This window comes from Pseudomonas sp. PARCl1, assembly GCF_947311875.1.
Taxonomy (GTDB): domain Bacteria; phylum Pseudomonadota; class Gammaproteobacteria; order Pseudomonadales; family Pseudomonadaceae; genus Aquipseudomonas; species Aquipseudomonas juntendi.
Map to the genome: position 1 here is coordinate 1 of NZ_CAMZMX010000045.1, position 26,377 is coordinate 26,377.

The window sequence follows — 26,377 nt, forward strand, 5'->3', positions numbered from 1 at the left end:
TGATAATCTTTTTGACTATCAGTCCGTACTCACAAGCACCCACACGAATTGCTTGATTCGATTTGTTAAAGAGCGGTGGTTAAGAGCGTTTCGTCTCAACCGAGGCGCGCATTCTACGCTTTCCTCATTTGCTGTCAAGCGTTTATTTTGAAGTTTTTTACCGCTGCTTTCTTTCGAAAGCCAACAACTTCAACAACTTACCGCTTGCCTCGAAGCGTTGATCGCTGCGAGGAGGCGAATAATACGCGCTTTGAATTCAGAGTCAACACCTTGTTCCAAAAACTTTTCTCAGCCGTTTCGCCTGCCCCCCGGCAACTAATGAAACCGCCACGAATCTGTAGAGAACCCCACCACGGAGCGAAACGGCCATGAGTGTCGAGCAAAGCGAGAAAACCCCAGGGCTTTCGGCAGATGAAGAGCAGGAAGTCAGCCACAACCAACCGCCACGAGCGGCAGTGCTGCACGAGACCATTCGCTACCAGGGCGATCAGGAACTGGAACGGACCCTCGCCGCCTTGTGGTGGTCGGCTGTCGCCGCCGGTTTGTCGATGGGCTTGTCCCTGATGGCCATGGGACTGTTCTATGCCCGCCTGCCAGAAGGTGAAAGCGCCCAGGTAGTCGCCAGCATCGGCTACAGCGCCGGCTTCCTTGCCGTGATCCTGGCCCGCCAGCAACTGTTTACCGAGAACACCCTGACTGCGGTGCTGCCGGTCATGACCAGCCCTACCCTTGCCAACTTCGGCCGCCTTCTGCGGCTTTGGGGCGTAGTGCTGCTGGGCAACCTGGCGGGTACCCTGCTGGTGGCCTGGGTGATGCTCGAGCTGCCGATCTTCGACAGCAAGACCGACATGGCGTTTCTGGAGATCGGCCACAAGGTCATGAGCAACGACATCAGCCAGATGTTCGCCAAGGGCATCGTCTCGGGCTGGATGATCGCCACCATGGTATGGATGATCCCCTCGATGGAGAACGCCAAGATCTGGATCATCCTGATGATCACCTACCTGATGGCCATTGGCGACTTCACCCATATAGTAGTGGGCTCGGTCGAGGTGTCCTACCTGGTGTGGGCCGGCGAAGAAACCTGGCGCAGCTTCTGGCTGGAGTTTGCCTTGCCGACACTGGCCGGCAACATCATCGGCGGTAGTTTCATTTTCGCGCTCATCAGCCACGCTCAGGTGCGCAGTGACAGTGGCAAGGCACCCTCGCGGCTGTTGGAGCACGAGCGGGCGCAACGCCAGCGCGGCAAAGACGACACCAAGTGACACTAGCGCGCCGCAACGCTTCGCTCATTCTTCAGGCTGCGCTGGCGCACCGGGCGGGGCTGCCACCAGTTCTGCCCGGCATGCGGCGAGTCGAGGCTCACCCGCTCGCCCATCTGCGGCGTACTGAGCCGTACCTGGGCCTGGTTTGCCAACGCCAGGATGCGCTCGAAGGGTTCCTGCCAGCCGTGGGTGGACAAGTCAAACGTGCCATTATGGATCGGCAGCAACCAGCGCCCGCGTAAATCCAGGTGGGCCTGCAGGCTCTGCTCTGGCTGCATGTGCACATCAGACCAGGCGAGATTGTAGGCGCCGGTCTCGACCAGGGTCAGGTCAAACGGCCCAAAGCGCTCGCCAATCAGCTTGAACCCGTTGAAATAGCCCGTATCGCCACTGAAGAACACCCGCACGCCTTGGTCGATGATCACCCACGAGGCCCACAAGGTGCGATTGCTGTCCAACAGCCCACGCCCGGAAAAGTGCTGGGCCGGGGTAGCAATGAAACGCACACCCTGCACTTCGCTTTCCTGCCACCAGTCCAGCTGACGCACCTTCGCTGGCGCAACGCCCCAACTGATCAGCAGCTCACCCACGCCAAGCGGGGCCAGGAAAACCCCGGTTCGCGAGGCCAGCTGGCGGATTGCCTGCTCGTCGAGGTGATCGAAATGGTCGTGCGACAACACCACCGCCGCCAGTGGCGGCAGCTGGTCAAGCCCCAGCGGGGGCGCATGGAACCGCTGCGGGCCGGCCCACTGCACCGGTGAGGCGCGTTCGGCGAATACCGGGTCGGTAATGAAGAAGCGCCCCCGCAACTTCAGCAATACCGTGGAATGGCCCAGCCGCCACAAACTGCGGTCTGGCGCATCGAGCACCTGCTGGCGGGTCATCGGTTGTAGGCTGACCGGCGTGGTTGGCCGGGTATTCGGCGGTTTGCGCAGGAACAGGTACTTCAGACCGATGCGCAGCTTCTTCAGCACGCCATCTTTCGGTAGCTGCGCCTGATTGTGAAAACGCCCGTCACGCTGGGGCGCCGGGTCACCGGCAGCATTGGCCAAAGGAACCATCAGCAACACTCCTAGCAACAGGAAAGTCCGCATGTTACCCCACAGTGATCGCATCAACCGTGAATTGGCTTGTAAGGTCATTTTTCAGTGGGACGACACTGTTCGACAATATTCATGCGATTTATGCGATAAACGGTACCCCGGTAGAAGAACATGAGCATGATGCACAACCGCAGCGGCAAAGGCCTTTCGTTCGTCAAGCGCATCTACCCGCCACGTGTGGTGGGCATGGGCATCGGCCTGTTCAGCGTCATGGCTGGCGTGGCCCCGCAATCCCCGCCCACCTGGGTGTGGGGCCTGATGCTGTTCAATGGCCTGTTGTGGCCCCACGTCGCCTACTTGTGGGCGAGCCGGTCGGCAACCCCGTACCGGGCCGAGCAACGCAACCTGTTGCTGGACTCGCTGCTGGGCGGTTTCTGGGCCGCCGCCATGCACTTCAACCCGCTGCCGACCGTGACCGTGCTGTCGATGATGACCATGAACAACGTGGCCGCCGGGGGCCGGCAATTGGTGCTCAAAGGGGCTGTTGCGCAACTGGCCGGGATTCTGGTCGGCACCCTCCTGCTCGCCCCAGGCCTGCAATTGAATGCCACTGCACTGCAGATATACGCCTGCCTGCCCATGCTGACGCTGTACCCCCTGGCTCTGGGCTGGGTGTGCTACCGGCTGGCAATCCAGCTGGGCGACCATAAACGCCGGCTCAGCGCCCTGAGCCTCACGGATAGCCTCACCGGGTTGCTCAACCACGGCGCCTGGAAAGACCTGTTGCTCGTCAAATACCAAAAATGCAAACAGCAAAAGGCACACGCGGTGATCGCCTTGATCGACATCGATCATTTCAAGACCATCAACGACACCTTTGGCCACGTGGTTGGCGACTGCGTACTGCGCCAGCTCAGCGCCGAGCTGCGCCGCAACCTGCGCGAGTGCGACCAGGCCGGGCGCTACGGTGGCGACGAATTCTGCGTGATCCTGCCGGGTACCAGCGAAGCCCAGGCCTGCCAGATCATGGAACGCCTGCGTGAGCAGGTTTCCGGGTATCGCAACGCGCAGCTCCCTCACCTGCGCATCAGCCTGAGTATTGGTCTGTCGCCTTTCAATGCCAGCCTGGAGTCACCGGAACATTGGCTGCAAGAGGCAGACAAGGCGCTATACACTGCCAAGCACGCTGGCCGCGACCGGGTGAATTTTGCCGGTGGCGCAGCTACCGCACTGAAGCTGGCCTATCCTGATTGAACCTGCTGCCTCACTGCCTGGCAGGAGGTTTCCTGAAGGAGCCGCTCGCGCATGGCCAGGACTGCCAACCTTCTACCCGCCAGCCCTACCCCACGTTTCCAAGTGCGTAACCTGATCGCCGGCTTCAGCACCGTTTACGGTCTGGCTTGCATGGTCATTCTCGGCGCACTGTTCAACATCGCCGCAACCCTCGACCAGCAAGAGCGCGAACGCAGCGCCTTCCATGCCAATCAGGCGCTGGAGCAACGGTTACTGGCGTCGCGCCAATTCCTGTCCAGTTATGCCGTATGGGAGGACGCCTTGCAGCACTTGTCTGGCGAAGCCGACTGGCAGTGGGCCTATGATGAAAAGAACATAGGTGAATCGCTGTACAGCGCCAGCGGCTATGAAGGCGTGTTCGTCGTGGAAAACGGCCGCACCACCTATGCCCTGTTCAAAGGCCAGCCCAGCCCCGCAGGCGTAGGCACGTACATAGATGCCCCTATCCAGCCGATCATCGACCAGGCCCGAGCGGCGGCCATTGCCCGCGATCAGATCACCCGCTTCGTGCTGTTCAATGGCTGGCCGGCCGTGCTCACCGCCGCGGCCATACGGCCAGATCGCGATGTCACTGAAGGCGAAGTGAGCCAGGCGCCGGTCTTGCTGTTCGTCGACCAGCTGACCGAGGCCAAACTGGCGCAGCTGGGTAAGCGTGCAGGCCTGGCCGGCATACGCGTTGAGAAGGAAGACGCACAAGCCCACCACCACCTGCGCATCAACCTGGGCGACACCGGCTACCATCTGTCGTGGAACAGCGTGTTGCCTGGGCGCCAGCTGCTAGGGGCGGTATTGCCTGCCCTGCTCAGCGCCCTGCTGATCCTTGGGCTGGTCATGCTCTACCTGTGCCGCCATGCGTGGCGCAGCTCCCGGGCCATCGGCTTGACGCTTGCCCACCTGCAGCATAGCAACCTGGCGCTGGAGGCCAGCGAGCAACGTTTTCGCGCGGTGGCCGAGTCGGCATCGGACTGGATCTGGGAGACCGATCGGCACCACCGCCTGACCTACTTGTCGCAACGCTTTGCCAGCGTGACGGGCTACCCGGTCGAAGACTGGCTCGGCCAACCGCTCAACCAGTTGCTGGCCTGCGACACCACGCCCTTGTCGCCCTGGCTGGATGCCCTGGCTACCGCTGACCCACAGCAGCTGGCCAACCTGCGCTGCACCTACCGCGACCAGAATGGCCAGAACCGCTATTGTCGGATTTCCGCCCGCGCCATCTGGCACCAGGACACGGCCGTGGGTTTGCGCGGCACTGCCAGCGATATCACCGACGAAGTCGACGCCCATGCGCGTATTCAGCACCTGTCCTTGCACGACCCACTGACCGGCCTGGCCAACCGCAACAAACTGGCCCGGCACCTGGAACAGGCCCTGCTGCGCGGCACAGACTCACCGCCGTTGACCCTGTTGCTGCTTGACCTGGACAACTTCAAGCCGATCAACGACTCACTCGGCTATGCGGCTGGCGATGCGGTACTGCAGGAAGTGGCAGCCCGCCTGCGCGACACCACCCGCGACGGTGACCTGGTGGCGCGGTTGGGCGGGGACGAGTTCATCGTGGTACTTGGCGGCATGGACAACCGCCAGGAGATCGACCGCTTCTGCGCGCGCCTGATCGGCTTGCTGCAACAACCGGTCATGTTCGACAGCCAACCCCTGCACATTGGCGCCAGCATCGGCATCGCCCAGACCCGCACCCAGGGCTTCGACGCCGGCGAGCTGATTCGCTGTGCCGACATTGCCCTGTACCAGGCCAAGGCAGACGGCAAGAGCACCTGGCGCTACTTCGCCAGCGAAATGAACCAGCAGATCCAGTACCGGCGGCAACTGGAGAACGACCTGCGCCGCGCCCTGCGCAACCAGGAGTTCGAGTTGCACTATCAGCCGCGCTACCGCCTCAGCGACCTGCGCGTGGTCGCGGTCGAGGCGCTGATACGCTGGCAGCACCCCCAGGAAGGGCTGCTGGGGCCGGATACCTTCATCCCGCTGGCCGAACAGAGCGATATCATTGTCGCGCTGGGCCGCTGGGTGCTGCACGAGGCCTGCCGCACCGCCCTTGACTGGCCTGCAGACATCCTGGTGTCGGTCAACCTGTCACCGGCGCAGTTCCTGCGCAGCGATGTGGTACAAGACGTGCGGGAAATCCTGCTGGGCACGGCATTCCCGGCGCAACGCCTGGAACTGGAGATCACCGAGAACGTGATGCTCAACGACATCGAGGGCGCGCTGGGGACCATGCTGTCGCTCAAAGAACTGGGCGTGTGCCTGAACATGGACGACTTCGGTACCGGCTATTCATCGCTGGGTTACCTGCGAACGTATCCTTTCGACAGCCTCAAGATCGACAAGCGCTTCATCAGTGGCCTGAGCACCAACGGCGGCAGCGACCGTGCGGTGGTCCAGGCCATCATCAACCTGGGCAAGGCAATGGGGCTGACCGTGACGGCCGAGGGCGTGGAAACCGAACAGCAACTAGCCATGCTGCGAATGGACCGCTGCCATGAAGTACAGGGCTATTACCTGAGCCGGCCACTGGATACCGCGGCCATGCGGGCGTTGTTGCAGCGCCCCCGGTAGGCGCGGGTCGAGCCGCCCCTGCACGGTTGCGCGGCAACGCCTCGATCAACCCAACGGGCGCGAGCGGGCCTCAGCCAGTAGGCTGCACACGCCGCTCGGCGATGATTTCCGGCAAGTCGCCGCGGCGCAGGTAGATGCGCAGCGGCTCGGCGATGTTCAAGCGGTCATCCACGTGCTGGTCCAGCAACAGTGCCAGGCGCTCCCGGCACAGGGCCATGCGCTGCCCCTGCTCGGGGCGCCAGACAAACTCGCTGCAGGGGGTGATGCTGGCGTCAGCGACATCCATACCGAACGCGTCTTCGGAAAAACGCACGATATGAACGCCGCGCTTGTCATGAAAGCCGACGAAGCCTTTGAGCTGGTCAGCTGCGTTGCAGATGTCCTGGGAAGTAATGGCCATGGCGTAACCTCGTGATGAAATCGGAAGATACGCACGCTGGGCAGCACAGGGTCGCCTCTGCCGGGCACCTCGCCAGTCCAAGCCTAATGCAAGCAGCCGTGCGTGCGCCATGACCCGGCTCAACTTCACGCCGTAGCATCGACCTCGCTGCTAAGCACCTCTGCCAGCCACTGCATGAACGCTTGCACCCGGCGGGGTACATGCCGTTGCCGCGCATACAGCAACGACACGGGCATGGCCGGCGCCTGCCAGGCCGGCAGCAGTGCGACCAGTTCGCCGCGCTGCAGGTGCTCGGCCACCCCCACCGCCGGTACCTGTATCAGCCCCAGCCCGGCCAGGCAGGCTGCCGAGTAGGCCTCGGCATTATTGACCGTTACCGCCCCAGCCATGGGCTGGTACTGCACCTGGCCACCTTGCACGTATTCGAAGCCGGCGCAGCGCCCCCCCAGGTTGCGCACGTAGTGCACCAATTGATGCCCTGCCAGGTCCTGCAGGGTACGGGGCACCCCATGGCGCGCCAAGTAAGCCGGGCTGGCACAGTTGCGCATGCTCAATTGCCCGACCGGCCTGGCCACGACATCCAGGTCATGCAAGGCGCCGATGCGCATCACGCAGTCGAAGCCCTCACGCAGCAAATCGACCTGCCGATCGGTGCAACTGAGCTCTACCTGCAAACGTGGAAAACGCTGCAGGAACCGGGGTAACGCGGGAATGATGACCCGCCGCGCCATCATCGTCGGCAGGTCGACACGCAGGCGCCCGGCCAGTTCGGCATCATCGGCGCTGAACAGGCTCTCGATCTCTTCCATACCTGACAGCAGGTCCTTGCTGCGTGTGTACAGCAAGGCACCATCCTGCGTGGCCCGCACCCGGCGGGTGGTGCGGTTGAACAGTTGCGTACCCAGCAGGCGCTCCAGCGCCCTGACCTGTTCCGACACGGTCGAACGTGGCAAGCCCAGGCTCTCGGCGGCCAGGGTAAAGCTGTTCACCTCACTGACCCGCACAAAGGTCCGCAGCAACTCCAACTTGTTCACGCCCGCCCTCGACTATCCGGTTGAGGCGAACAGTATTTCCATTTTTGCAGGATTTAACACCCGCCAGCCGACCAATAACCTGGGAGCATCCACCCATCACGAGGTTCTTACCATGACCCGCAAGATTGCCCTGATCACCGGCGCAAGCCGCGGCCTTGGCTGTAACACCGCCGAGCATCTGGCCGCCCGTGGCATCCACATCATCGGCACCTACAACAGCAAGGCGCAAGAAGCACAGGCCGTGGCGGCCACGCTGGAGCAGGCAGGTGTGAAGGCGACCATGCTGCAACTGGATGTGGGTGACGCCAGCAGCTTTGCCGGCTTTGCCGAGCGGCTGGCGGCTGCCTTGCAGCAGCACCACGGTCGCCAGCGTTTCGACTTTCTGGTGAACAATGCCGGCATCGGGTTGAACGTGCCGTATACCGAAACCAGCGAGGCGCAATTCGACCAACTGCTGAACATTCGGCTCAAAGGCCCGTTCTTCCTCACCCAACGCCTGTTGCCACTGCTGGTCGATAACGGCCGGATCATCAACATTTCGACCGGGCTGGCACGGTTTGCCCTACCAGGGTACGCCGCCTATGCCGCCATGAAAGGCGCGATGGAAGTGCTGACCCGCTACCAGGCCAAGGAACTGGGCGCCCGGGGCATTCGCGTGAACATCCTGGCGCCGGGGGCCATCGAGACCGATTTTGGCGGGGGCGTCGTGCGGGACAACCCGCAGGTGAATGACTACATTGCTGGCAACACCGCGCTGGGACGGGTGGGTTTGCCGGATGACATCAGCGCGGCGATCGCCTTGGTGCGGGAAGACGGTAATGGCTGGATCACCGGGCAGCGCCTGGAGGTTTCGGGCGGTATGTTCCTGTAGTGGCGGGTGCCTGGGCCCCGGCTCACGGCTCATGCACTTGCACACTCGCAGTCATCCCCGCACTCAGGGTCACGCCGTCGGGCACCTGGTCCAGGCGGATTCTCACCGGTATCCGCTGGGCCAGGCGCACCCAATTGAAGGTCGGCTCAACCTCCGGCAGCAGCTGGCTGTCCGGGTTGCTGTTGCTGTCGGTGATGCCGCGGCTGATGCTTTCTACCTGCCCCTGCATGGGTTCACCCGCGCCCATCAGCCAGACCTTTACCGGGTCACCCACGCGAATGCGCGGCAGCTTGGTTTCCTCGAAGTAGGCCTGGATATAGAACGTCGAATCGTCCACCAAGGCCATCACCGACTGGCCGGTGTTCACGTAGTTGCCTTCGGCCAGGCGCAGGTTGGTGATATGCCCGCTGCGCGGCGCACGCACTTCACTGCGCGCCAGGTTGATTTTCGCCACCTGCAGCTGCGCCTGGGCTTCCTGCAACTCGCCACGGGCGATGGCAGCATTGATCTGCGCGTTCTCCCGCAGCTCGGCACTGATCGCCTCGGGCCCCAGGGCGGTACGCCGGGCTGCTTCACTCTCGCGCAGGCGCAGCTGCTGGGCGCGAGTTTGCGTCACCGCACTGGCCTGGTCGAACGCGGCCTGGAAACGCTCGCGGTCGATGCTCATCAACAGCTCACCCGCCTTGACCTGCTGGTTGTCATGCACCTTGAGCTGGCGCACCCAGCCGGAAACGTCAGGTGCAATCACCACCACATCGGCGCGCACACGGGCATCCCGGGTCCAGGGGGTAAGCATGTAGTACTGCCACAGTTGGTAGCCGGCCAACACGGCCAGGGCCACCACACACAGGGTTACAAGAGTACGTACGGCCGCACGCATCGAAACACTCCTTTAAAAAGCTCCCAGCAGGCGTACCACCAGGAACAGCACACAAACGAAAACCGCCGCATCGAACAGCGCTTCATGCCAGATCCAGCGCGCCAACGGTGTGGCCTGCACCAGCAGGCGCAGCAGGCCGGTAAGCACCAGCGCCAGCAACACATAAAGCAAAAACGGGCTGAGCAGCACGCCCCCCACTTCCCATTCACGCAACCCCATGGGCTTCCTCCTGCCAGCGGCACCACTTGCCCCAGCTTTTCTGCAATTGCAGCACCGCGCCCTCGGCCAACCGCAGCGGGTCGCTCGCAGGCTGGCGGTGCAACGCAGCAATGAATCGTTCGCTGGCACTGTCCAGCTGTTGCCCGCGCCCGGCGGCAGGCCCTTTGGCCAGTACCGCCTCCACTTGCTGCAGGTACTCCCGCTCGGCGCCGCCCAACGGCGCCTGCGCGACCGCCAGGCACATGCGCAGGTGCACCAGTTCATCACCGATATCCAGCCCGTGCAGGCCATCGTCCCAGCGCTTGCGCTCGCCCTCGGGCAACTCGCTGGCATGCCGCGCCAACTGCATCAGGCGGTCGGCCATGCGCCCGCCGAACCAAGTATCGGCCCCGCGCAGGTCACGCCGGGTCAGGCGCACCAGGTCACTCTGGGTTGCAGCACGCAGGCGCCGCCCAAGCCAGGCCGGGTGACGGAACACCAACAAGCGAAACGCCATGACCGCTGCCGACACCCCTACCAGCATGGCCAAGGCACTGTTGAGCATGGTCGCCACGCTGAACTGCATGGCATTCACCGGCGACACCAGTACGATGAAGTGCAGGCAATAAGAGGTGGCAGTGGCGCCGGTACGCGGGTGGGCCATGCCCAGCGCGCCGAACAACAGCGGCACGCCCATGCCCAGGCAAAGCAGCGCGAAACTGCTCCATTGCGGCAGCAGAATCTGCCCGACCAGGAACGCTGCCGGTATGGCCAGGCAGATCCCGCGCAGGAAACTCAAGCCAATCTGCGCGCCATTCTCGCGGCTGGCGAACAGGCTGCAGACCACACAGGTCAGCACCAGGCCGCCCGGCGCCGAAGGCCAGGCGGTGGCCAGCCAGAAAGCGCTCATCACCAGAAACGCCAGTGCGCTACGCGAACCGAACAGCAAGGCCAGCGACCAATCGCGGTGCACGGCCAGGCCTTGGCCGACATCCTTCGGCGCCGTGCCCGTTTCCACAGCATCCAGCGCCTGGCCGGCGGCCATTGCGTAATCCAGCAGCAGGGCCATGCGCGCCAGGCAGTAATGCTCAACCGAACTTATATGCTCATCGTGCGCGGCATCCCAGACGCGCTGGCGCAGCAACAACAGGCTGGGCTGGTCGGGCTTGTCCAGCAGCGCCCGAACTTCAGACAACCAGGGGGCCAGGTGTTCCGCCTGCTGCTCATCCAGTTGCCGCCACTGCCGGCGCACCGACCGGGAAATACGCAACAGCACCATCAGCTTCTGGCTCAGCCCCCGAATGGCACGGGCACGCTGACGCCCGCGGTTGCCTTCGAACCAGGCATGCTCGCGCTGGCTGTCGATGGCAACGATGCGCCCCAGGCTCTCCAGCAAGCCCCTGCGTGCATCGTCCTCGCCACCCAGCATCGCACTGGCGGCCTGCAGACCGTTCTGCCAGGCCTGACGCGCCTGGCCGCCAAGCTGCTGCTCGACCCGCATCGGCCAGAGCAAGGCACTGCTGGCCGTGGCGCAGAAAATACCCAGGCTGATCTCGGTGCAGCGGGCCACCGCCTGGTCGAACACCTGCAGCGGGTGGTCGATGGCCGGCAAGGTGATGATCGCTGCCGTGTAGCCGGCCAGCACGAAGGCATAGGCCCAGGCACTGCGCAACTGGGTAGAGGCGGCGGTGCACAAGGCCAGCCACAAGGCCAGGGCAATCAGAAACAGCCCCGGGGTCTGGGCGAACAGGCCCAGCAGCACCACCGCCATGACCGTACCGACAAAGGTCCCGGCCAACCGCGCCAGGCCTTTCTGCACCACCATGCCAGACAGCGGCTGGGCAACGATAAACGCCGTCATCAATGCCCAGGACGGCTGCTCCAGGCCCCAACGCATTGCCAGCCACAACGCCAGGCCACCACCGAGCAGGGTTTTGATGGCGAACTTGATGGCGAGGGGGGTGGGGGCGAACAGGGCCTGAAGCGTGATGGGCACTGGGCGAACCTTGCGGGGAGGGTAGTAGTAAAAAGATAGACAATGGCGCAGAGAATAAAGTGAAAATGAATAATTAGCTAGCTACTCATCTTCATTGCAATCCAACTGCTGCGCCAGCGCACGCCACGCTGCGCGATAGCTGGCTTGAGCCCTGCGGCCCAGCAGGCAACACGCAAATGCCAGGCAAAAAAAATGGGCGACCGAAGTCGCCCTAAATGCCTTGCGTGCTCGTGTACCCGGAAGGTCAGCGCGGCTTGCGCTTGTTCGAGTCCTTCCAGATGAAAATGCCCAGACCGGCAAAGAAAGCAACCATCAGCCCGACCGTTACCACACCGGCGATAACCACATTGTCGAAGAACATGCTGGCCTCCCCACTCGTTTGCCGTTGTCCGATGGGAGAACGTTAACCAATGTCGGGCGAGGGAAAATTGATCAGGGTCAATGGTGCCCGGGCCCGGGCACACGAGGCAGGTGCAGGGTTGACCTGCGTCAAGTTTCAGCGCTTCTTCGGCTTGCCCTTGGGCTTCTTTTTCTTGCCGGTGTTCAACGGCAGGGCTTGTTCGAATGCATTGCGCATCTCGTTCAGGCGCTTTTCCTTGAGGTCATGCACGCGCTTGGCGCGTTCAGCATCGAAATCGATAAGGTTGTCTTGGCTCATGGGTGGGCTCGACGATCAACGGAGACTTGCATGATGAAGCCCGACGCAGGCGCTGACCAGCCCCGTGTCAGACTTCGATGTCCACCAGCAGCCCTTGGCGGTTGGGCTCGTCCATCAATGGCACGACCGGGACAGTATTGTCGGCGTTGACCTCGTCGCCAGGCTCGGGGTTGTAGCGCCCTTCCCCACGCTGCTGGCGCCGTTGCTGCTGGCGGCGCTGCTCATCACGCAACAGCAGTGCCTGCTCCTGTGGATCACGCTGCTGCTTGAGGTCGATGGCAGTTTCGCCGGACGCAGGCTGCGCCGGTACCACCGGCTTGATGTCGGGGGTAGGTTTGACCGGGTCCTGTTGCGAGGTCACCGGGGCGGCACTGAGCGGTATGATCGGCGGCAGCATGGGCGTTCTCCTATGCCCGCTGTATCGGCAGGCGCGGCATTACCTTGATCTCAGGCCCAGCCTTTACTCCACATCATCGTCAGGCTCGTCGTCACTGGGCGGGCTGGCTTCGCTCCAGGGGCGCTTGTAGACCTGCTGCCAGACCGCATCCATGTGGTCACGCAACACTTGCGGGGCGTTCTTGAGCGAAGCGCTGTCGGTGCGCTCGCCCCCCACCGGGTCCTCGCCTGCGGGGCTGATCAGCGACTGCCCGGTAATGGTGTAGCTGGCCTGCCCTTCACGCATTTCGATGGCGATGTCGTGGGGGTCGATACCCCCGCCGCAAAAGGCGTGACTGGCAACTGTCACTTCGGCCACGCCATCTTTGTTCAGGTCGCTGACGTCACTGACATCCGTATAGAAGTCGACATCCAGGTCCAGGCCGGGGCACGTGGTTTCCTGCTCGATCTGCCAGCGGGCCTTGAACGCATCGCTTTGCGCCGTGCGCCCGTACAAGGTGGCCTTGAGCACCACCTTGTCGACCTCCTGCTCGCTTTCCGGGTCGCTGGCCTGGCCATCGCTGCGGCTCAATACCAGCAGCCCTTCGCCATCGCGGTCGCGAAAATGCACGCTCTTGATCGGCGCCTGCACGCCCAGCACTTCAAGCTGATCGGTGGGAATGGGGGCCAAAGGCTCGAAGGTTTTCTGCTCGCAGGCACTGAGCAGCAACAGGCTGCCCAGGGCGATGAAAGCGCTGATCCAGCTGTGCTTGGCAGACATGTTGGTGCGTGGCCCTCGTCGGCGGTGCGGTACAGAGCGGTGAAACGGCTAGACTGATGGCTTTCGGCACCATTAGGTGCGCTCGGCACTTTGGTCTCACCGGCCGATCCGTTAACATAATCGGCTTTTTCATCGCGGGAGTTCAGGCAGTATGGCGCAGCAGTATCAACCGGGGCAACGCTGGATCAGCGACAGCGAAGCAGAGCTCGGCCTGGGTACCATCCTGGCGCAGGATGGCCGCCTGTTGACCGTGCTCTACCCGGCCACTGGCGACACGCGCCAGTATTCCCTGCGCAATGCGCCGCTGACTCGCGTGCGCTTCGCGCCAGGTGACCAGATCACCCACTTCGAAGGCTGGAAGCTGACCGTACGCGAGGTCGAGGACATCGACGGGCTGATGGTCTACCACGGCCTCGACGGGCAGAACCAGCCGCGCACCTTGCCGGAAACCCAGCTGTCGAACTTCATTCAGTTCCGCCTGGCCAGCGACCGCCTGTTTGCCGGGCAGATCGACCCTTTGGCGTGGTTCAGCCTGCGCTACAACACACTGCAGCACACCAGCAAGCAGATGCAGTCGGCGCTGTGGGGGCTGGGCGGTTGCCGCGCTCAGCCAATCGCTCACCAGTTGCACATTGCCCGCGAAGTCGCCGACCGCAGCGCGCCGCGGGTACTGCTGGCCGACGAAGTGGGCCTGGGCAAGACCATCGAGGCTGGCCTGGTCATTCACCGCCAGTTGCTGACGGGCCGGGCCAGCCGAGTACTGATCCTGGTGCCGGAGAACCTTCAGCACCAGTGGCTGGTAGAAATGCGCCGGCGCTTCAACTTGCAGGTGGCGCTGTTCGACGCCGAACGTTTCATCGAAAGCGACGCCAGCAACCCGTTCGATGACGCCCAGTTGGCACTGGTGGCCCTGGAGTGGCTGGTAGAGGACGAGAAGGCCCAGGATGCGCTGTTTGCCGCCGGCTGGGACCTGATGGTTGTCGATGAGGCTCACCACCTGGTCTGGCACGAGGACCAGGTCAGCGCCGAATACGCCCTGGTCGAGCAACTGGCCCAGGTGATTCCTGGCGTACTGCTGCTTACCGCTACCCCCGAACAGCTTGGCCAGGACAGCCACTTCGCTCGCCTGCGCCTGCTCGACCCCAACCGTTTCCACGACCTGGCCGCCTTCCGCGCCGAAAGCGATCACTACCGCCCGGTCGCCGAAGCCGTGCAAGAGCTGCTCGACGAAGGCCGCCTGTCGCCGAAGGCACACGCCACCATCCAGGGCTTCCTGGGGGCTGAGGGCGAAGCGCTGCTGGCCGCGGTCAGCGATGGCGATACCCAGGCCAGCGCGCGGCTGATCCGTGAGCTGCTCGACCGCCACGGCACCGGCCGAGTGCTGTTCCGTAACACCCGCGCGGCGGTCCAGGGCTTCCCGGAGCGCCAACTGCACCCTTACCCGGTGGCCATGCCCGAGCAATACCGCGAGCTGCCGCCAGGCGAGAAAGCCGAGCTGTACCCGGAGGTCGCCTTCCAGGCACAGGGTGACAGCACCGACGACGAGCGCTGGTGGCGTTTCGACCCAAGGGTCGACTGGTTGATCGACACCCTGAAAATGCTCAAGCGCACCAAGGTGCTGGTCATCTGTGCCCACGCCGAAACCGCCATGGACCTGGAAGACGCCCTGCGCGTGCGCTCCGGCATTCCGGCCTCGGTGTTCCATGAGGGCATGAGCATTCTGGAGCGCGACCGGGCAGCCGCCTACTTTGCCGATGAGGAGTTCGGCGCCCAGGTGCTGATCTGCTCCGAGATCGGCAGCGAAGGCCGCAACTTCCAGTTTTCGCACCACTTGGTGATGTTCGACCTGCCGGCCCACCCGGACCTGCTGGAACAACGTATCGGCCGTCTGGACCGTATCGGCCAGAAGCACACCATCCAGTTGCATGTTCCCTACCTGCAGGGCAGCCCGCAGGAACGCCTGTTCCAGTGGTACCACGAAGCGCTCAACGCGTTCCTCAACACCTGCCCGACCGGCAACGCCCTGCAGCACCAGTTCGGCCCACGCCTGCTGCCGCTGCTCGAAGGCGGCGACAGCAAGGCCTGGGACAGCCTGGTGGCCGACGCCCGTCACGAACGCGAGCGCCTGGAAGCCGAACTGCACACCGGCCGCGATCGCTTGCTGGAGCTGAACTCGGGCGGCGCGGGTGAAGGCGAGGCGCTGGTTGAAGCCATCCTCGAGCAGGACGACCAGTTCGCCCTGCCGATCTACATGGAAACGCTGTTCGACGCCTTTGGCATCGACAGCGAAGACCACTCCGAGAACGCCCTCATCCTCAAGCCGAGCGAAAAAATGCTCGACGCCAGCTTCCCGCTGGGCGACGACGAAGGTGTGACCATTACCTACGACCGCGCCCAGGCGCTGTCGCGCGAAGACATGCAGTTCCTGACCTGGGAACACCCGATGGTGCAAGGCGGCATGGACCTGGTGCTGTCTGGCTCCATGGGCAATACGGCCGTCGCCCTGATCAAGAACAAGGCGCTCAAGCCCGGTACCGTGCTGCTCGAACTGCTGTTCGTCAGCGAGGTGGTGGCACCGCGAAGCTTGCAACTGGGACGTTACCTGCCCCCTGCGGCACTGCGCTGCCTGCTCGATGCCAACGGCAACGACCTGGCCTCGCGCGTGGCCTTCGAAACGCTCAACGACCAGCTTGAAAGCGTGCCACGGGCCAGTGCCAACAAGTTTGTCCAGGCGCAGCGCGACGTGTTGGCCAAGCGCATCAGCGGTGGCGAAGAGAAGATCCTGCCGACCCACGTCGAGCGTGTGGCCGAAGCCCAACGCCGCCTGGCAGCGGAGGCCGACGAAGAACTGGCGCGCCTGCTCGCCTTGCAAGCGGTGAACCCAAGCGTGCGTGACAGCGAAATCGACGCCCTGCGCAAGCAGCGCGAAGAGGGCCTGGCAATGCTGGAAAAAGCTGCCCTGCGCCTGGAAGCCATTCGTGTACTAGTCGCCGGCTGAAGCCATACCAGCACCCCTCCCCCTGGGCAGCGCAGGTACCCGCGAAAACTGGCGTAGCCGGTGCCAGGCACATAGCGGGCACGCTGCCCTTGGGTGGGGGCCATATTTCCGACAGCGATTAGGTTGATAACCAAATCGTAGAAATCAATGTGCCATTATCCAGGAAGGCTTAAACACTTGTTCCTATACTGCCTCTGGGCAGTCTGCACAGGGTTGTAGCGCAGACGAGTGAAAACTCGATCGAGAGGCATTCCATGGAGTGGCTGGGCCTGCAACTGTTCGCCGACTTGCCGGCAACCGGACGTATCCTGCTCGATTGTCGGCATGAGCCGCTGCTGGTTCTACTCGCCTACGTAGTAGCCTGCGCAGCCTGTTTCGCCACCCTCGACATGGCCGAGCGCCAGTCCCACAGCGAAGACCCTACCGCCCACCGGCAATGGAACGTACTTGGCGCCTGCTGCCTGGCCGGCGGCATATGGGCCATGCATTTCATCAGCATGCTGGCCTTTCAGGCATCCGTCGAAGTGCACTACGACCTGCCGCTGACCATCCTTTCCCTGCTCATTGCCCTGGCGGTTGCCTGGCTGGCCATGCGCAGCCTCGATCGCAAGGACATGCGCACGCCACACATCGTCCAAAGCGCGGTACTGATCGGCATGGGTATCGTCCTCATGCACTTTGTCGGCATGGCCGCGATGCAAACCGGCGCCCGGCAGTACTACCAGACCGGCCCGCTGCTGGGTGCTGCCATCATCGCCCCGCTCACCAGCCTGCTGGCATTGTACCTGGCGCGCAACTTTCGCAATGGCAGCGGCACCCTGTACCAGGCCGCGAAGTACGGCGCCAGCCTGCTGATCGCCGCGGGCATGGTGGCTTCCCATTTCACGGCGATGTCGGCGATGACCCTGGTCATCCCCAGCGATACCGCACTGCGCTTGCCGTCTGGGGATAACAGCCTGCAACTGGCGCTGGGCATCGGTTTCATCACCTTGCTGATCAGCGGTGCCAGCATCAGTGCGGCCCTGGCCGACAAGAAGCTGCAAAGCAAGGAGCATGACCTGCGCCGGGTCAGCGTGCTGCTCAGCGAACTGGACCAGGCCCGCGCGTCACTGCAGCAGGCAGCGCACTACGATGCACTGACCAACCTGGTCAACCGCCGTGGTTTCAACCAACTGTTCGCCGAACGCCTGGCCGAGCACCTGGCCAGCGAAAGCCGCCTGGCGGTGATGTTCCTGGATATCGACCATTTCAAACGCATCAATGACAGCCTTGGCCACCACGCTGGCGATGAATTGCTCAAGGTCATTGCCAACCATATCAAGGCCGCGACCCGCAGCCAGGACCTGGTGGCACGCTTTGGTGGCGATGAGTTCTGTGTGGTCACCAGCCTCAACAGCCGCGACGAAGCCCGCCACCTGGCCCAGCGCATCATGCAACGCATGAAAGACCCCATCGAGCTTTGCGGCAGGCGCATGGTGATGACCACCAGTATTGGGGTGAGTATCTTTCCGGATGATGGCAGCAGCGCCGAAGAGCTGCTCAAGCATGCGGACCTGGCCCTTTACCAGTCCAAGGACAACGGCCGCAACAGCCTGAATTTTTTCAATGACAGTCTCAAGGCACGCGCCTCGATTGCCCTGCAACTGGAAGAAGAGTTGCGACTGGCGCTGCTGGAAGAGCGCGGCCTGTGCGTGCATTACCAGCCGATCTTCGACCAGCGCACTGGGCGGGTGGCCAAGCTGGAAGCCCTGGTACGCTGGCAGCACCCCCAGCATGGGCTGCTTGGGCCCGACCGGTTCATCGGCATAGCCGAAACCAACGGCCTGATCGTCGACCTCGACTTGTGGGTGTTGCGGCACGCCTGCGCCGACCTGGCCCTGCTGCAGCGCGGCGGCCACGGCGACCTCAAGGTAACGGTCAACTGCTCGGCGGTGACCCTCAGCCATGACGAACTGCCCAACGAGGTGGAGACGGCCTTGTTCCACGCCGGGGTCTCAGCGCACCAGCTGGAGCTGGAAGTGACCGAAAACGCCTTGATGGGGGATATCCAGCGCACGGTCAACCTGCTGAAACGGGTCCGCGCCCTGGGCGTCGCCCTGTCGATCGACGACTTCGGCACCGGCTACTCGTCCTTGGCCTACCTCAAGCACCTGCCCCTGGATGTGCTGAAGATCGACCGCACCTTCCTGCAAGGCGTGCCGGCCAGCCAGAAAGACCGTGAAATTGTCCAGGCAATCATCGTGATGGCGCATACCCTGCACTTGCAAGTGGTCAGCGAAGGCGTGGAGACCGAGGAACAGCAGGCGTTTCTCGCAGACCACGCCTGCGACTACCTGCAAGGCTTTCTGCTCGGGCGGCCAATGCCCTGGGCCGAGCTGCAACCCATGCTGGACCGGCTGCAGCGCACCCTCGTGGTGTTTACCCCTTGCTGCGATACAGCGTTACCAGGGTCGCCGGATCTTTATGCAGGTACCCATGGCTACCGTGCAGGCGCATCAGTTGCGCGGCGAGGCCACTGAGCGGTGTTGCCGAACCTTGCTCGCGCGCGAACTTGACCGCGCCGTCCAGGTCCTTGAGCAAGGTGCGCACGTGCCATTTGACCGGCTCGAAGCGGCTCTCGGCCATTTGCGGTGCCAGGATCTGCAACGGCCTGGAATCGGCAAAACCACCGGCCAGCGCCTCGGCCAGCAGCGTGGCGTCCACCCCGGCCTGCTCGGCCAGGGCCACCACTTCGGCAATCACCAGCGCATTGCAGGCGACGATCATCTGGTTGCACGCCTTGGTCACCTGGCCTGCGCCCACCGCCCCCATGTGCGTGACACGCTGGCCCAGCACCTCAAGTACCGGCTGAGCGCGCTGCAGGTCCGCCGCTTCGCCACCGACCATGATCGCCAGCGTGCCAGTTTCGGCACCCGCGGTGCCGCCTGACACCGGCGCATCGAGCCAGGCCATGCCGCACAGCGCTGCCAGCTCGGCCGCCATTTCTCGGGTGGCAGTAGGCTCCAGGCTCGAGAAGTCGATCAGCAACTGGCCACCACGGCCACCCTCGGCAACGCCTTGCTCGCCAAACACCACCTCACGCACCACCGCCGTGTCGGCCAGGCACAACAACACCATGTCGCTGTCGCGGCACAGTTCGGCCGGGCTGCCAGCCAGACGGGCACCGGCGGCGACCAGCGCGGCGCACTTGTCCGGGCTACGGTTCCAGACCGTCAGCGGATAGCCCGCAGCCAGCAACCGGCGGCACATGGGCAAGCCCATCAGGCCAATGCCGGCAAAACCAAGCGAAGGTAGTGCAGTGTTCATCAATGACTCCCGTCAGATTCGATATCGAGCTGGTGTGCGGGGCAACCTCATTACGCATCCCGTAAACTGTTACCGCCACGCCGAATTGTTACTTACCTCTACCCGCCCTGAGCAGCAGCGAGCACCAAAACGAGGCCGGTGCGCATTTTTACGCACCAAAAAAGATCACGCCTGGTCAGCACGCTTCGCCTGGATCACGATGAACGGTGACACCACCACCGCCCATATCTCTGGATCGCGGGTTTGCAGGTCCAGGGCCTGCTCTGCCGAGACAGGCCCCACAGTGCCATCACTACGCCATTTGGCGAAGATTTCACTGCGGTTCTCGGCCATCGCCTCAGCCACAGCGATCAGATCCAGGCTGGGGTCGACCCAAATCAGGTCACCCTTTGCCCAGAAACGCTCCAGCGCTTTCCACTCGATGATTGCAGTCTCGCCAAGCAATTTGGCATAGAGGGTGCTTGTTTGATCGGTCATGGGTGGTATCCGCAAAAATCGCCAATAAAAAAGGCCGGCATTTTTGCAGAAAAACCCGGTTTCAAATATGTAATTTGGTCGATTAGCCCCGAACTTGTGGGCTGAAAGCGCAGATACAGGCAGTTTGATGGCGCCTTTCTGTATCTTTCTTTCGATCAAGCGACAACCCAGGAAGCAGGCACTTTTTGACCGCTTTTCAAGCGATCCGACAGCGCTCTACACTGTACCGGTACAGTTCCGGGACATGTTCCGGGGGAAAGGTGGGCTTGCGCGTTGGCATGGCCACGCCGCAAATCCCGCCCGGTCTGTAGCCCTGGCCGCCAGGACTATAAGAATTACAACAGAATGAGTGGAGCACTATGATCAAGATTTCCAAGCTGTTCGCCGCGATGGTACTGGCCGGGGTAGCCAGCCATTCGTTTGCCGCCGATACCATCAAGATCGGCATCGCCGGCCCCAAGACCGGCCCTGTGACCCAGTACGGCGACATGCAGTTCATCGGCGCCAAGCAAGCTATCAAGGATATCAACGCCGCTGGTGGCGTCGATGGCAAAATGCTTGAAGCCAAGGAATACGACGACGCTTGCGACCCCAAACAGGCCGTGGCAGTCGCCAACAAGGTGGTCAACGACGGCGTCAAGTTCGTCATCGGCCACCTGTGCTCCAGCTCCACCCAGCCGGCATCGGACATCTACGAAGACGAAGGCGTGATCATGATCACCCCGGCCGCCACTTCGCCGGAAATCACTGCCCGTGGCTACAAGCTGATCTTCCGCACCATCGGCCTGGACAGCGCTCAGGGCCCGGCGGCCGGCAACTACATCGCCGACTTCGTCAAACCGAAAGTGGTGGCGGTACTGCACGACAAGCAACAGTACGGTGAAGGCATCGCCACCGCGGTCAAGCAGACCCTGGAGAAAAAAGGCACCAAGGTCGCCGTGTTCGAGGGCCTCAACGCGGGTGACAAGGACTTCTCCTCGATCATCCAGAAGCTCAAGCAGAACAACGTTGACTTCGTCTACTACGGTGGCTACCACCCAGAGCTGGGCCTGATCCTGCGCCAGGCTCAGGAAAAAGGCCTGAAAGCCAAGTTCATGGGCCCGGAAGGCGTGGGCAACGACTCCATCTCGCAGATCGCCCAGAACGCCTCCGAAGGCCTGCTGGTCACCCTGCCGAAGTCGTTCGACGCCGACCCTGCGAACAAGAAGATCGTCGACGCCATCAAGGCTGACGGCAAGGACCCAAGCGGCCCGTTCGTATTCCCTGCCTACTCGGCTGTGGAACTGATCGCCCAAGGCATCAAGGCCGCCAAGTCCGAAGACACCGACAAGGTGGCCGAGGCCATCCACGCCGGCACCTTCAAAACCCCGACCGGCGAGCTGTCCTACGACGCCAAAGGCGACCTGAAAGACTTCAAGTTCGTGGTCTACGAATGGCACTTCGGCAAGCCGAAGACCGAAGTCTCCCCTCAGTAACTGCGTGACTAATAGCTGACCTAGAAGCCCACTGTGCGAGCAGTGGGCTTTGTTTTACGAGGTTCATGGGCCTGGCCCCCGCGATCCGGGGGCGGGCTCACCTGAAAATCTTAAAACCGTCACCCGCGGTTTCCTGGCCTTACCCTCGCCAGCGAAATGCAAATCAGGTTTTTAGGAGCGCTGTAATGCCTGAGATCTACCATTTCTTCCAACAACTGGTTAATGGATTGACCATCGGCAGCACCTATGCCTTGATCGCCATCGGTTACACGATGGTGTACGGCATCATCGGCATGATCAACTTCGCCCACGGCGAGGTGTACATGATCGGTTCGTATGTGGCCTTCATCGCCCTGGCGGGCCTGGCCATGATGGGCATCCACTCGCTGCCCATCCTGATGACCGTTGCCTTCGTCGCGACGATCTTCGTCACCAGTGCCTACGGTTACAGCATCGAACGGGTTGCCTACCGCCCCCTGCGCAACAGCAACCGCCTGATCCCGCTGATTTCCGCCATCGGTATGTCGATCTTCCTGCAGAACACGGTCTTGCTGTCGCAAGATTCCAAGGACAAGTCCATCCCCAACCTGATCCCCGGCAGCTTCTCGTTCGGGCCAGGTGGCGCGGAGGAGGTCCTGATCAGCTACATGCAGATCCTGGTGTTCGTGGTCACCCTGGTGGCCATGACCCTGCTCACACTGTTCATCTCCCGTTCCCGCCTGGGTCGCGCCTGCCGCGCCTGCGCCGAGGACATTAAGATGGCCAACCTGCTGGGCATCAACACCAACAACATCATCGCCCTCACCTTCGTCATCGGTGCCGCCCTGGCAGCCGTGGCGGCCGTGCTGCTGAGCATGCAGTACGGGGTGATCAACCCCAACGCCGGTTTCCTGGTGGGCCTGAAGGCCTTCACGGCGGCGGTACTGGGTGGCATCGGCAGCATCCCGGGCGCCATGCTCGGCGGGCTGGTGCTGGGCGTGGCCGAAGCGTTCGGCGCCGATATCTTCGGTGACCAGTACAAGGACGTCGTGGCATTCGGCTTGTTGGTTCTTGTCCTGCTATTCCGGCCGACCGGCATCCTGGGCCGCCCGGAGGTTGAAAAAGTATGAACAGAAATCTCAAACAGGCGTTCTTCAGCGCCTTGCTGGTCTGGGCCGTGGCCTTCCCGGTGCTGGGCCTGAAACTGAGCATCGACGGCATCAGCCTGGTGGTGCACAGCCAAGGCACGTTCACCATCAGCATCATTGCCGTGTGTTCGCTACTGATGTTCCTGCGGGTACTGTTCGACCGGCAGTGGAGTGCGGTGATGGGCCGCCGCTCGGACCGCAAACTGATCCCACCGGCAGTCAGCAACTACCTGACCCTGCCGAAAACCCAGCGCTACGTGATCATGGGCCTGATCGTCGCCGCATTGGTGTGGCCGTTCTTCGGTTCACGCGGCGCGGTCGACATTGCCACGCTGATCCTGATCTACGTGTTGCTGGGCCTGGGCCTGAACATCGTGGTTGGCCTGGCGGGCCTGCTCGACCTGGGTTACGTGGGTTTCTACGCCGTCGGCGCCTACAGCTACGCCATGCTGTCGCATTACCTGGGGTGGAGCTTCTGGGTATGCCTGCCGATCGCCGGCCTGATGGCTGCCACCTTCGGCTTCCTGCTCGGCTTCCCGGTGCTGCGCCTGCGCGGCGACTACCTGGCGATCGTGACGCTCGGCTTCGGCGAGATCATCCGCCTGTTCCTGCGTAACCTCACCGACTGGACCGGCGGCCCCAACGGCATCAGCAACATCCCCAAGCCGGAGTTCTTCGGCCTGACCTTCGAACGGCGTGCCGCCGAGGGTATGCAGACCTTCCATGAGTTCTTCGGCTTGCCGTACAACTCGATCAACAAGGTCATCTTCCTCTACCTGGTGGCCCTGCTGCTGGCCCTGCTGGCACTGTTCGTCATCAACCGCCTGCTGCGCATGCCGATCGGCCGCGCCTGGGAAGCCCTGCGCGAAGACGAGATCGCCTGCCGTGCACTGGGCCTCAACCCGACGGTGATCAAGCTTTCGGCGTTCACCCTGGGTGCCTGCTTCGCCGGTTTCGCCGGCAGCTTCTTCGCTGCCCGCCAAGGCCTGGTGACGCCCGAGTCGTTCACCTTCATCGAGTCGGCGATCATCCTCGCCATCGTCGTGCTCGGCGGCATGGGCTCACAACTGGGCGTGATCCTCGCGGCCATCGTGATGATCCTGCTGCCAGAGCTGATGCGAGAGTTCAGCGAATACCGGATGCTGATGTTCGGTGCGCTGATGGTGTTGATGATGATCTGGCGTCCGCAAGGCCTGCTGCCTATGCAACGTCCACACATGGAGCTGCGTCGATGAGCCGCGAAATTCTGCAAGTCAGCGGCCTGAGCATGCGCTTCGGCGGCTTGTTGGCGGTCAACGGCGTGGGCCTGACCGTCAAGGAAAAACAGGTGGTGGCACTGATCGGGCCGAACGGCGCCGGCAAGACCACGGTGTTCAACTGCCTTACCGGCTTCTACAAGCCCAGCGGCGGCACCATCCTGCTCGATGGCCAGCCCATCCAGGGCCTGGCCGGGCAGCAGATCGCCCGCAAGGGCGTGGTGCGCACCTTCCAGAACGTGCGCTTGTTCAAGGAAATGACCGCGCTGGAAAACCTGCTGATCGCCCAGCACCGTCACCTCAACACCAACTTCTTCGCAGGCCTGTTCAAGACCCCGGGCTTCCGCCGCAGCGAAAAGGAGGCCATGGAGCGCGCGCAGTACTGGCTGGAAAAGGTCAACCTGACCGAGTTCGCCAACCGTACCGCCGGCACCCTCGCCTACGGCCAGCAGCGCCGCCTGGAAATCGCCCGCTGCATGATGACGCAGCCGCGCATCATCATGCTCGACGAGCCGGCAGCTGGCCTGAACCCCAAGGAAACCGAAGACCTCAAGGCCCTGATCGGCTACCTGCGTGAGTCGCACAACGTCACCGTGCTGCTGATCGAGCACGACATGAAGCTGGTGATGAGTATTTCCGACCATATCGTGGTGATCAACCAGGGCACCCCCCTGGCCCACGGCACGCCCGAGGAGATCCGCGACAACCCTGATGTGATCAAAGCCTACCTGGGGGAAGCGTAAATGCTGAAGTTCGAGAACGTTTCCACCTTCTACGGCAAGATCCAGGCACTGCACAGCGTCAACGTGGAGATCAACCAAGGGGAGATCGTCACCCTGATCGGTGCCAACGGGGCCGGCAAGTCGACCCTGCTGATGACCCTGTGCGGCTCACCCCAGGCGCACAGCGGCAGCATCAAGTACCTGGGTGAAGAACTGGTCGGCCAGCCGTCCTCGCACATCATGCGCAAGAGCATTGCGGTGGTACCGGAAGGCCGCCGCGTGTTCGCCCGCCTGACCGTCGAGGAGAACCTGGCCATGGGTGGTTTCTTCACCGACAAAGGCGACTACCAGGCGCAACTGGACAAAGTCCTGCAGTTGTTCCCGCGCCTCAAGGAGCGCTACTCACAGCGTGGCGGCACCATGTCGGGTGGCGAGCAGCAGATGCTCGCCATTGGCCGGGCCCTGATGAGCAAGCCCAAGCTCCTGCTGCTCGACGAACCCTCGTTGGGCCTGGCGCCAATCATCATCCAGCAGATCTTCGACATCATCGAACAGTTGCGCCGCGACGGCGTAACGGTGTTCTTGGTGGAACAGAACGCCAACCAGGCGCTGAAGATTGCCGACCGGGCATACGTGCTGGAAAACGGCCGGGTGGTGATGCACGGTACCGGGGAAGCCTTGTTGACCGACCCGAAGGTGCGCGACGCGTATCTGGGTGGTTGATTGGGGAAAGGGCCTTCACAGGCCCTTTTTTCTGCCTGCAAGGAACGTGTTGTCTGCATCGCCCCCCGTCGCCGGCAAGCCGGCGCCTGCAAGCCACCCGCAATCCTCAGGGCAGTGGGCGCCTGTGCGAGCAACCCTTGACTTGAGATCCACCGCCAGCCTGCGTAACGTGGCCAGCTTTCACGGCAAAGATCCCGGAGCCCCGCCCCATGCGCCTGACCCCCACCCTGCTGCTCACCGCCCTGCTGCCCCTGTTCACCGGCTGCCAACTGATGGCTGACGCCCCCAGCGACCCGAACATCGGCACCACGCGCATGCAGGGCGAACTGCGCGCTGCCGGTGGCCAGCTGCTGTTCAAGCCTTGCAGCGAAAACCGTACCTTCGTGATCAATGACGTTGGCGCCACCGGCATCCTGCAAGAAGCCGCCAACCTGGCCAAGGGTGCCAATGACAAGCTGTTCGCCGATGTGCGCGGCCGCCTCACCGGCAGCAAGCAGGCCAATAGCGACGGCCAGCTGGAAGTGCGTCGCCTGTACCGCCTGGAACCGTCCGCCCGCGCCTGCGAGGACCCCAATTTCAGGCAACTGACCCTGCGCGCCAGCGGCCACGAGCCGGGCTGGGACGTCAAGGCCAGTGGCAAGGGCATGGTGCTCAACCGTGTGGGTCAAGCGCCCCTGCCCCTGCCATTCCTTGAAGAAGAAGTCCCCGGTGGCGGCCTGACCCTGACCAGCGAAGCCAACGGTCAGCATGTGGAACTGTGGGTCGCACCACAACGCTGCGTAGACAGCGCCACTGGGGCCGTTGACCACCTGCGTGCCGAATTGCGCATCGACGGCAAGACCTTGCAAGGCTGCGGCTACTACGGCGGCGCACGCGACAACTGATCACCGGGCGCTTTTATCCTGCCAGTCAAGGCGGCTAA

At 62.9% G+C, this 26,377-nt stretch carries 24 protein-coding genes; 12 read left to right on the plus strand and 12 right to left on the minus strand.

Annotation, left to right across the window (positions count from 1 at the left end; all coding sequences use genetic code 11):
* The first annotated feature begins 368 nt into the window (after positions 1-368).
* Entirely contained in the window at positions 369-1,265 is an 897-nt protein-coding gene (locus tag QME24_RS20040) for a formate/nitrite transporter family protein (protein WP_154211879.1), read from the plus strand.
* Between the two features lie 2 nt (positions 1,266-1,267).
* On the opposite strand, the gene QME24_RS20045 is transcribed toward QME24_RS20040, so the two are convergent.
* Positions 1,268-2,359 (minus strand): MBL fold metallo-hydrolase, encoded by a 1,092-nt coding sequence (locus QME24_RS20045; RefSeq protein ID WP_280091516.1) that lies wholly within the window; start codon positions 2,357-2,359, stop codon positions 1,268-1,270.
* A gap of 129 nt (positions 2,360-2,488) precedes the next feature.
* Between QME24_RS20045 and QME24_RS20050 the strand changes: the two genes are divergently transcribed.
* Both QME24_RS20050 and QME24_RS20055 read left to right on the plus strand, forming a co-directional pair.
* Positions 2,489-3,562 carry a diguanylate cyclase gene (locus QME24_RS20050; protein ID WP_033690737.1) on the plus strand — a complete coding sequence of 358 codons (1,074 nt, stop codon included), beginning with the start codon at positions 2,489-2,491 and terminating at the stop codon, positions 3,560-3,562.
* Between the two features lie 51 nt (positions 3,563-3,613).
* The gene (locus QME24_RS20055; protein ID WP_280091515.1) at positions 3,614-6,178 is read left to right on the plus strand and encodes an EAL domain-containing protein; all 2,565 of its coding nucleotides are present in this window, start codon (positions 3,614-3,616) and stop codon (positions 6,176-6,178) included.
* 70 nt (positions 6,179-6,248) lie between these two features.
* On the opposite strand, the gene QME24_RS20060 is transcribed toward QME24_RS20055, so the two are convergent.
* Together QME24_RS20060 and QME24_RS20065 are read right to left on the minus strand one after the other, a co-directional pair.
* Positions 6,249-6,578: a DUF2025 family protein gene (locus QME24_RS20060; RefSeq protein WP_029885164.1), complete on the minus strand. Its 330-nt coding sequence runs from the start codon at positions 6,576-6,578 to the stop codon at positions 6,249-6,251.
* Positions 6,579-6,703: 125 nt separating this feature from the next.
* Positions 6,704-7,612 carry a LysR family transcriptional regulator gene (locus QME24_RS20065; protein ID WP_192440793.1) on the minus strand — a complete coding sequence of 303 codons (909 nt, stop codon included), beginning with the start codon at positions 7,610-7,612 and terminating at the stop codon, positions 6,704-6,706.
* A gap of 112 nt (positions 7,613-7,724) precedes the next feature.
* On the opposite strand from QME24_RS20065, the gene QME24_RS20070 reads away from it, so the two are divergent.
* Positions 7,725-8,483 (plus strand): SDR family oxidoreductase, encoded by a 759-nt coding sequence (locus tag QME24_RS20070; RefSeq protein ID WP_280091514.1) that lies wholly within the window; start codon positions 7,725-7,727, stop codon positions 8,481-8,483.
* A 22-nt stretch (positions 8,484-8,505) separates the two neighbouring features.
* On the opposite strand, the gene QME24_RS20075 is transcribed toward QME24_RS20070, so the two are convergent.
* The 7 genes from QME24_RS20075 to QME24_RS20105 form a co-directional block, all read right to left on the minus strand.
* A complete protein-coding gene (locus QME24_RS20075; protein WP_192440797.1) occupies positions 8,506-9,363 on the minus strand; it encodes an HlyD family secretion protein in 858 nt (285 codons plus the stop codon).
* 12 nt (positions 9,364-9,375) lie between these two features.
* A complete protein-coding gene (locus QME24_RS20080) occupies positions 9,376-9,582 on the minus strand; it encodes a DUF1656 domain-containing protein (RefSeq protein ID WP_009684629.1) in 207 nt (68 codons plus the stop codon).
* A complete protein-coding gene (locus tag QME24_RS20085) occupies positions 9,569-11,557 on the minus strand; it encodes an FUSC family protein (RefSeq protein ID WP_235768014.1) in 1,989 nt (662 codons plus the stop codon). The genes QME24_RS20080 and QME24_RS20085 overlap by 14 nt, the downstream gene beginning before the upstream one ends.
* Positions 11,558-11,801: 244 nt before the next feature.
* The gene (ccoM, locus tag QME24_RS20090) at positions 11,802-11,918 is read right to left on the minus strand and encodes a cytochrome c oxidase subunit CcoM (RefSeq protein ID WP_003254862.1); all 117 of its coding nucleotides are present in this window, start codon (positions 11,916-11,918) and stop codon (positions 11,802-11,804) included.
* A 135-nt stretch (positions 11,919-12,053) separates the two neighbouring features.
* Positions 12,054-12,215: a hypothetical protein gene (locus QME24_RS20095; protein ID WP_009684626.1), complete on the minus strand. Its 162-nt coding sequence runs from the start codon at positions 12,213-12,215 to the stop codon at positions 12,054-12,056.
* A gap of 67 nt (positions 12,216-12,282) precedes the next feature.
* Positions 12,283-12,612: a hypothetical protein gene (locus tag QME24_RS20100; protein ID WP_029885159.1), complete on the minus strand. Its 330-nt coding sequence runs from the start codon at positions 12,610-12,612 to the stop codon at positions 12,283-12,285.
* Positions 12,613-12,675: 63 nt separating this feature from the next.
* Positions 12,676-13,371 (minus strand): hypothetical protein, encoded by a 696-nt coding sequence (locus QME24_RS20105; RefSeq protein ID WP_232892809.1) that lies wholly within the window; start codon positions 13,369-13,371, stop codon positions 12,676-12,678.
* A 151-nt stretch (positions 13,372-13,522) separates the two neighbouring features.
* Here QME24_RS20105 and rapA point away from each other — a divergent pair, with 151 nt between their 5' ends.
* Both rapA and QME24_RS20115 read left to right on the plus strand, forming a co-directional pair.
* Entirely contained in the window at positions 13,523-16,369 is a 2,847-nt protein-coding gene (gene rapA / locus QME24_RS20110; RefSeq protein WP_054904086.1) for an RNA polymerase-associated protein RapA, read from the plus strand.
* Positions 16,370-16,623: 254 nt separating this feature from the next.
* Positions 16,624-18,888 (plus strand): EAL domain-containing protein, encoded by a 2,265-nt coding sequence (locus tag QME24_RS20115; protein ID WP_232892807.1) that lies wholly within the window; start codon positions 16,624-16,626, stop codon positions 18,886-18,888.
* Here the strand turns inward: QME24_RS20115 and QME24_RS20120 are convergent.
* Together QME24_RS20120 and QME24_RS20125 are read right to left on the minus strand one after the other, a co-directional pair.
* The gene (locus QME24_RS20120; protein ID WP_232892806.1) at positions 18,788-19,675 is read right to left on the minus strand and encodes an NAD(P)-dependent oxidoreductase; all 888 of its coding nucleotides are present in this window, start codon (positions 19,673-19,675) and stop codon (positions 18,788-18,790) included. The two genes, QME24_RS20115 and QME24_RS20120, sit on opposite strands and share 101 nt — an antisense overlap.
* 165 nt (positions 19,676-19,840) lie before the next feature.
* Positions 19,841-20,152, minus strand: a complete 312-nt coding sequence (locus tag QME24_RS20125) for a DUF2288 domain-containing protein (protein ID WP_009684620.1) — start codon at positions 20,150-20,152, stop codon at positions 19,841-19,843.
* Positions 20,153-20,511: 359 nt separating this feature from the next.
* On the opposite strand from QME24_RS20125, the gene QME24_RS20130 reads away from it, so the two are divergent.
* The 6 genes from QME24_RS20130 (at position 20,512) to QME24_RS20155 (ending at position 26,339) form a co-directional block, all read left to right on the plus strand.
* Entirely contained in the window at positions 20,512-21,627 is a 1,116-nt protein-coding gene (locus QME24_RS20130) for a branched-chain amino acid ABC transporter substrate-binding protein (protein WP_009684619.1), read from the plus strand.
* 185 nt (positions 21,628-21,812) lie between these two features.
* Positions 21,813-22,736, plus strand: coding sequence for a high-affinity branched-chain amino acid ABC transporter permease LivH (gene livH / locus QME24_RS20135; protein WP_008097482.1), 924 nt, complete (start codon positions 21,813-21,815; stop codon positions 22,734-22,736).
* Positions 22,733-23,989: a high-affinity branched-chain amino acid ABC transporter permease LivM gene (locus QME24_RS20140; RefSeq protein WP_009684618.1), complete on the plus strand. Its 1,257-nt coding sequence runs from the start codon at positions 22,733-22,735 to the stop codon at positions 23,987-23,989. Before livH ends, QME24_RS20140 begins: the two co-directional genes overlap by 4 nt.
* Positions 23,986-24,753 carry a high-affinity branched-chain amino acid ABC transporter ATP-binding protein LivG gene (gene livG / locus QME24_RS20145; protein ID WP_280091513.1) on the plus strand — a complete coding sequence of 256 codons (768 nt, stop codon included), beginning with the start codon at positions 23,986-23,988 and terminating at the stop codon, positions 24,751-24,753. Before QME24_RS20140 ends, livG begins: the two co-directional genes overlap by 4 nt.
* A complete protein-coding gene (locus QME24_RS20150; protein WP_054904083.1) occupies positions 24,754-25,455 on the plus strand; it encodes an ABC transporter ATP-binding protein in 702 nt (233 codons plus the stop codon).
* A gap of 209 nt (positions 25,456-25,664) precedes the next feature.
* Complete coding sequence (locus QME24_RS20155) at positions 25,665-26,339, plus strand: hypothetical protein (RefSeq protein WP_154211086.1); 675 nt, start codon at positions 25,665-25,667, stop codon at positions 26,337-26,339.
* Positions 26,340-26,377 lie beyond the last annotated feature (38 nt).

Bases quoted from the DNA above. Each gene is read 5' to 3' on its own strand.
- QME24_RS20095 (WP_009684626.1), bottom strand. From the start codon at position 12,215: ATGAGCCAAGACAACCTTATCGATTTCGATGCTGAACGCGCCAAGCGC.
- QME24_RS20055 (WP_280091515.1), top strand. From the start codon at position 3,614: ATGGCCAGGACTGCCAACCTTCTACCCGCCAGCCCTACCCCACGTTTC.
- QME24_RS20130 (WP_009684619.1), top strand. From the start codon at position 20,512: ATGATCAAGATTTCCAAGCTGTTCGCCGCGATGGTACTGGCCGGGGTA.
- QME24_RS20115 (WP_232892807.1), top strand. From the start codon at position 16,624: ATGGAGTGGCTGGGCCTGCAACTGTTCGCCGACTTGCCGGCAACCGGA.
- QME24_RS20125 (WP_009684620.1), bottom strand. From the start codon at position 20,152: ATGACCGATCAAACAAGCACCCTCTATGCCAAATTGCTTGGCGAGACT.
- livG (WP_280091513.1), top strand. From the start codon at position 23,986: ATGAGCCGCGAAATTCTGCAAGTCAGCGGCCTGAGCATGCGCTTCGGC.
- QME24_RS20045 (WP_280091516.1), bottom strand. From the start codon at position 2,359: ATGCGGACTTTCCTGTTGCTAGGAGTGTTGCTGATGGTTCCTTTGGCC.
- QME24_RS20040 (WP_154211879.1), top strand. From the start codon at position 369: ATGAGTGTCGAGCAAAGCGAGAAAACCCCAGGGCTTTCGGCAGATGAA.
- QME24_RS20070 (WP_280091514.1), top strand. From the start codon at position 7,725: ATGACCCGCAAGATTGCCCTGATCACCGGCGCAAGCCGCGGCCTTGGC.
- QME24_RS20060 (WP_029885164.1), bottom strand. From the start codon at position 6,578: ATGGCCATTACTTCCCAGGACATCTGCAACGCAGCTGACCAGCTCAAA.
- QME24_RS20100 (WP_029885159.1), bottom strand. From the start codon at position 12,612: ATGCTGCCGCCGATCATACCGCTCAGTGCCGCCCCGGTGACCTCGCAA.
- rapA (WP_054904086.1), top strand. From the start codon at position 13,523: ATGGCGCAGCAGTATCAACCGGGGCAACGCTGGATCAGCGACAGCGAA.
- QME24_RS20105 (WP_232892809.1), bottom strand. From the start codon at position 13,371: ATGTCTGCCAAGCACAGCTGGATCAGCGCTTTCATCGCCCTGGGCAGC.
- QME24_RS20150 (WP_054904083.1), top strand. From the start codon at position 24,754: ATGCTGAAGTTCGAGAACGTTTCCACCTTCTACGGCAAGATCCAGGCA.
- QME24_RS20050 (WP_033690737.1), top strand. From the start codon at position 2,489: ATGCACAACCGCAGCGGCAAAGGCCTTTCGTTCGTCAAGCGCATCTAC.
- ccoM (WP_003254862.1), bottom strand. From the start codon at position 11,918: ATGTTCTTCGACAATGTGGTTATCGCCGGTGTGGTAACGGTCGGGCTG.
- QME24_RS20140 (WP_009684618.1), top strand. From the start codon at position 22,733: ATGAACAGAAATCTCAAACAGGCGTTCTTCAGCGCCTTGCTGGTCTGG.
- livH (WP_008097482.1), top strand. From the start codon at position 21,813: ATGCCTGAGATCTACCATTTCTTCCAACAACTGGTTAATGGATTGACC.
- QME24_RS20075 (WP_192440797.1), bottom strand. From the start codon at position 9,363: ATGCGTGCGGCCGTACGTACTCTTGTAACCCTGTGTGTGGTGGCCCTG.
- QME24_RS20120 (WP_232892806.1), bottom strand. From the start codon at position 19,675: ATGAACACTGCACTACCTTCGCTTGGTTTTGCCGGCATTGGCCTGATG.
- QME24_RS20155 (WP_154211086.1), top strand. From the start codon at position 25,665: ATGCGCCTGACCCCCACCCTGCTGCTCACCGCCCTGCTGCCCCTGTTC.
- QME24_RS20080 (WP_009684629.1), bottom strand. From the start codon at position 9,582: ATGGGGTTGCGTGAATGGGAAGTGGGGGGCGTGCTGCTCAGCCCGTTT.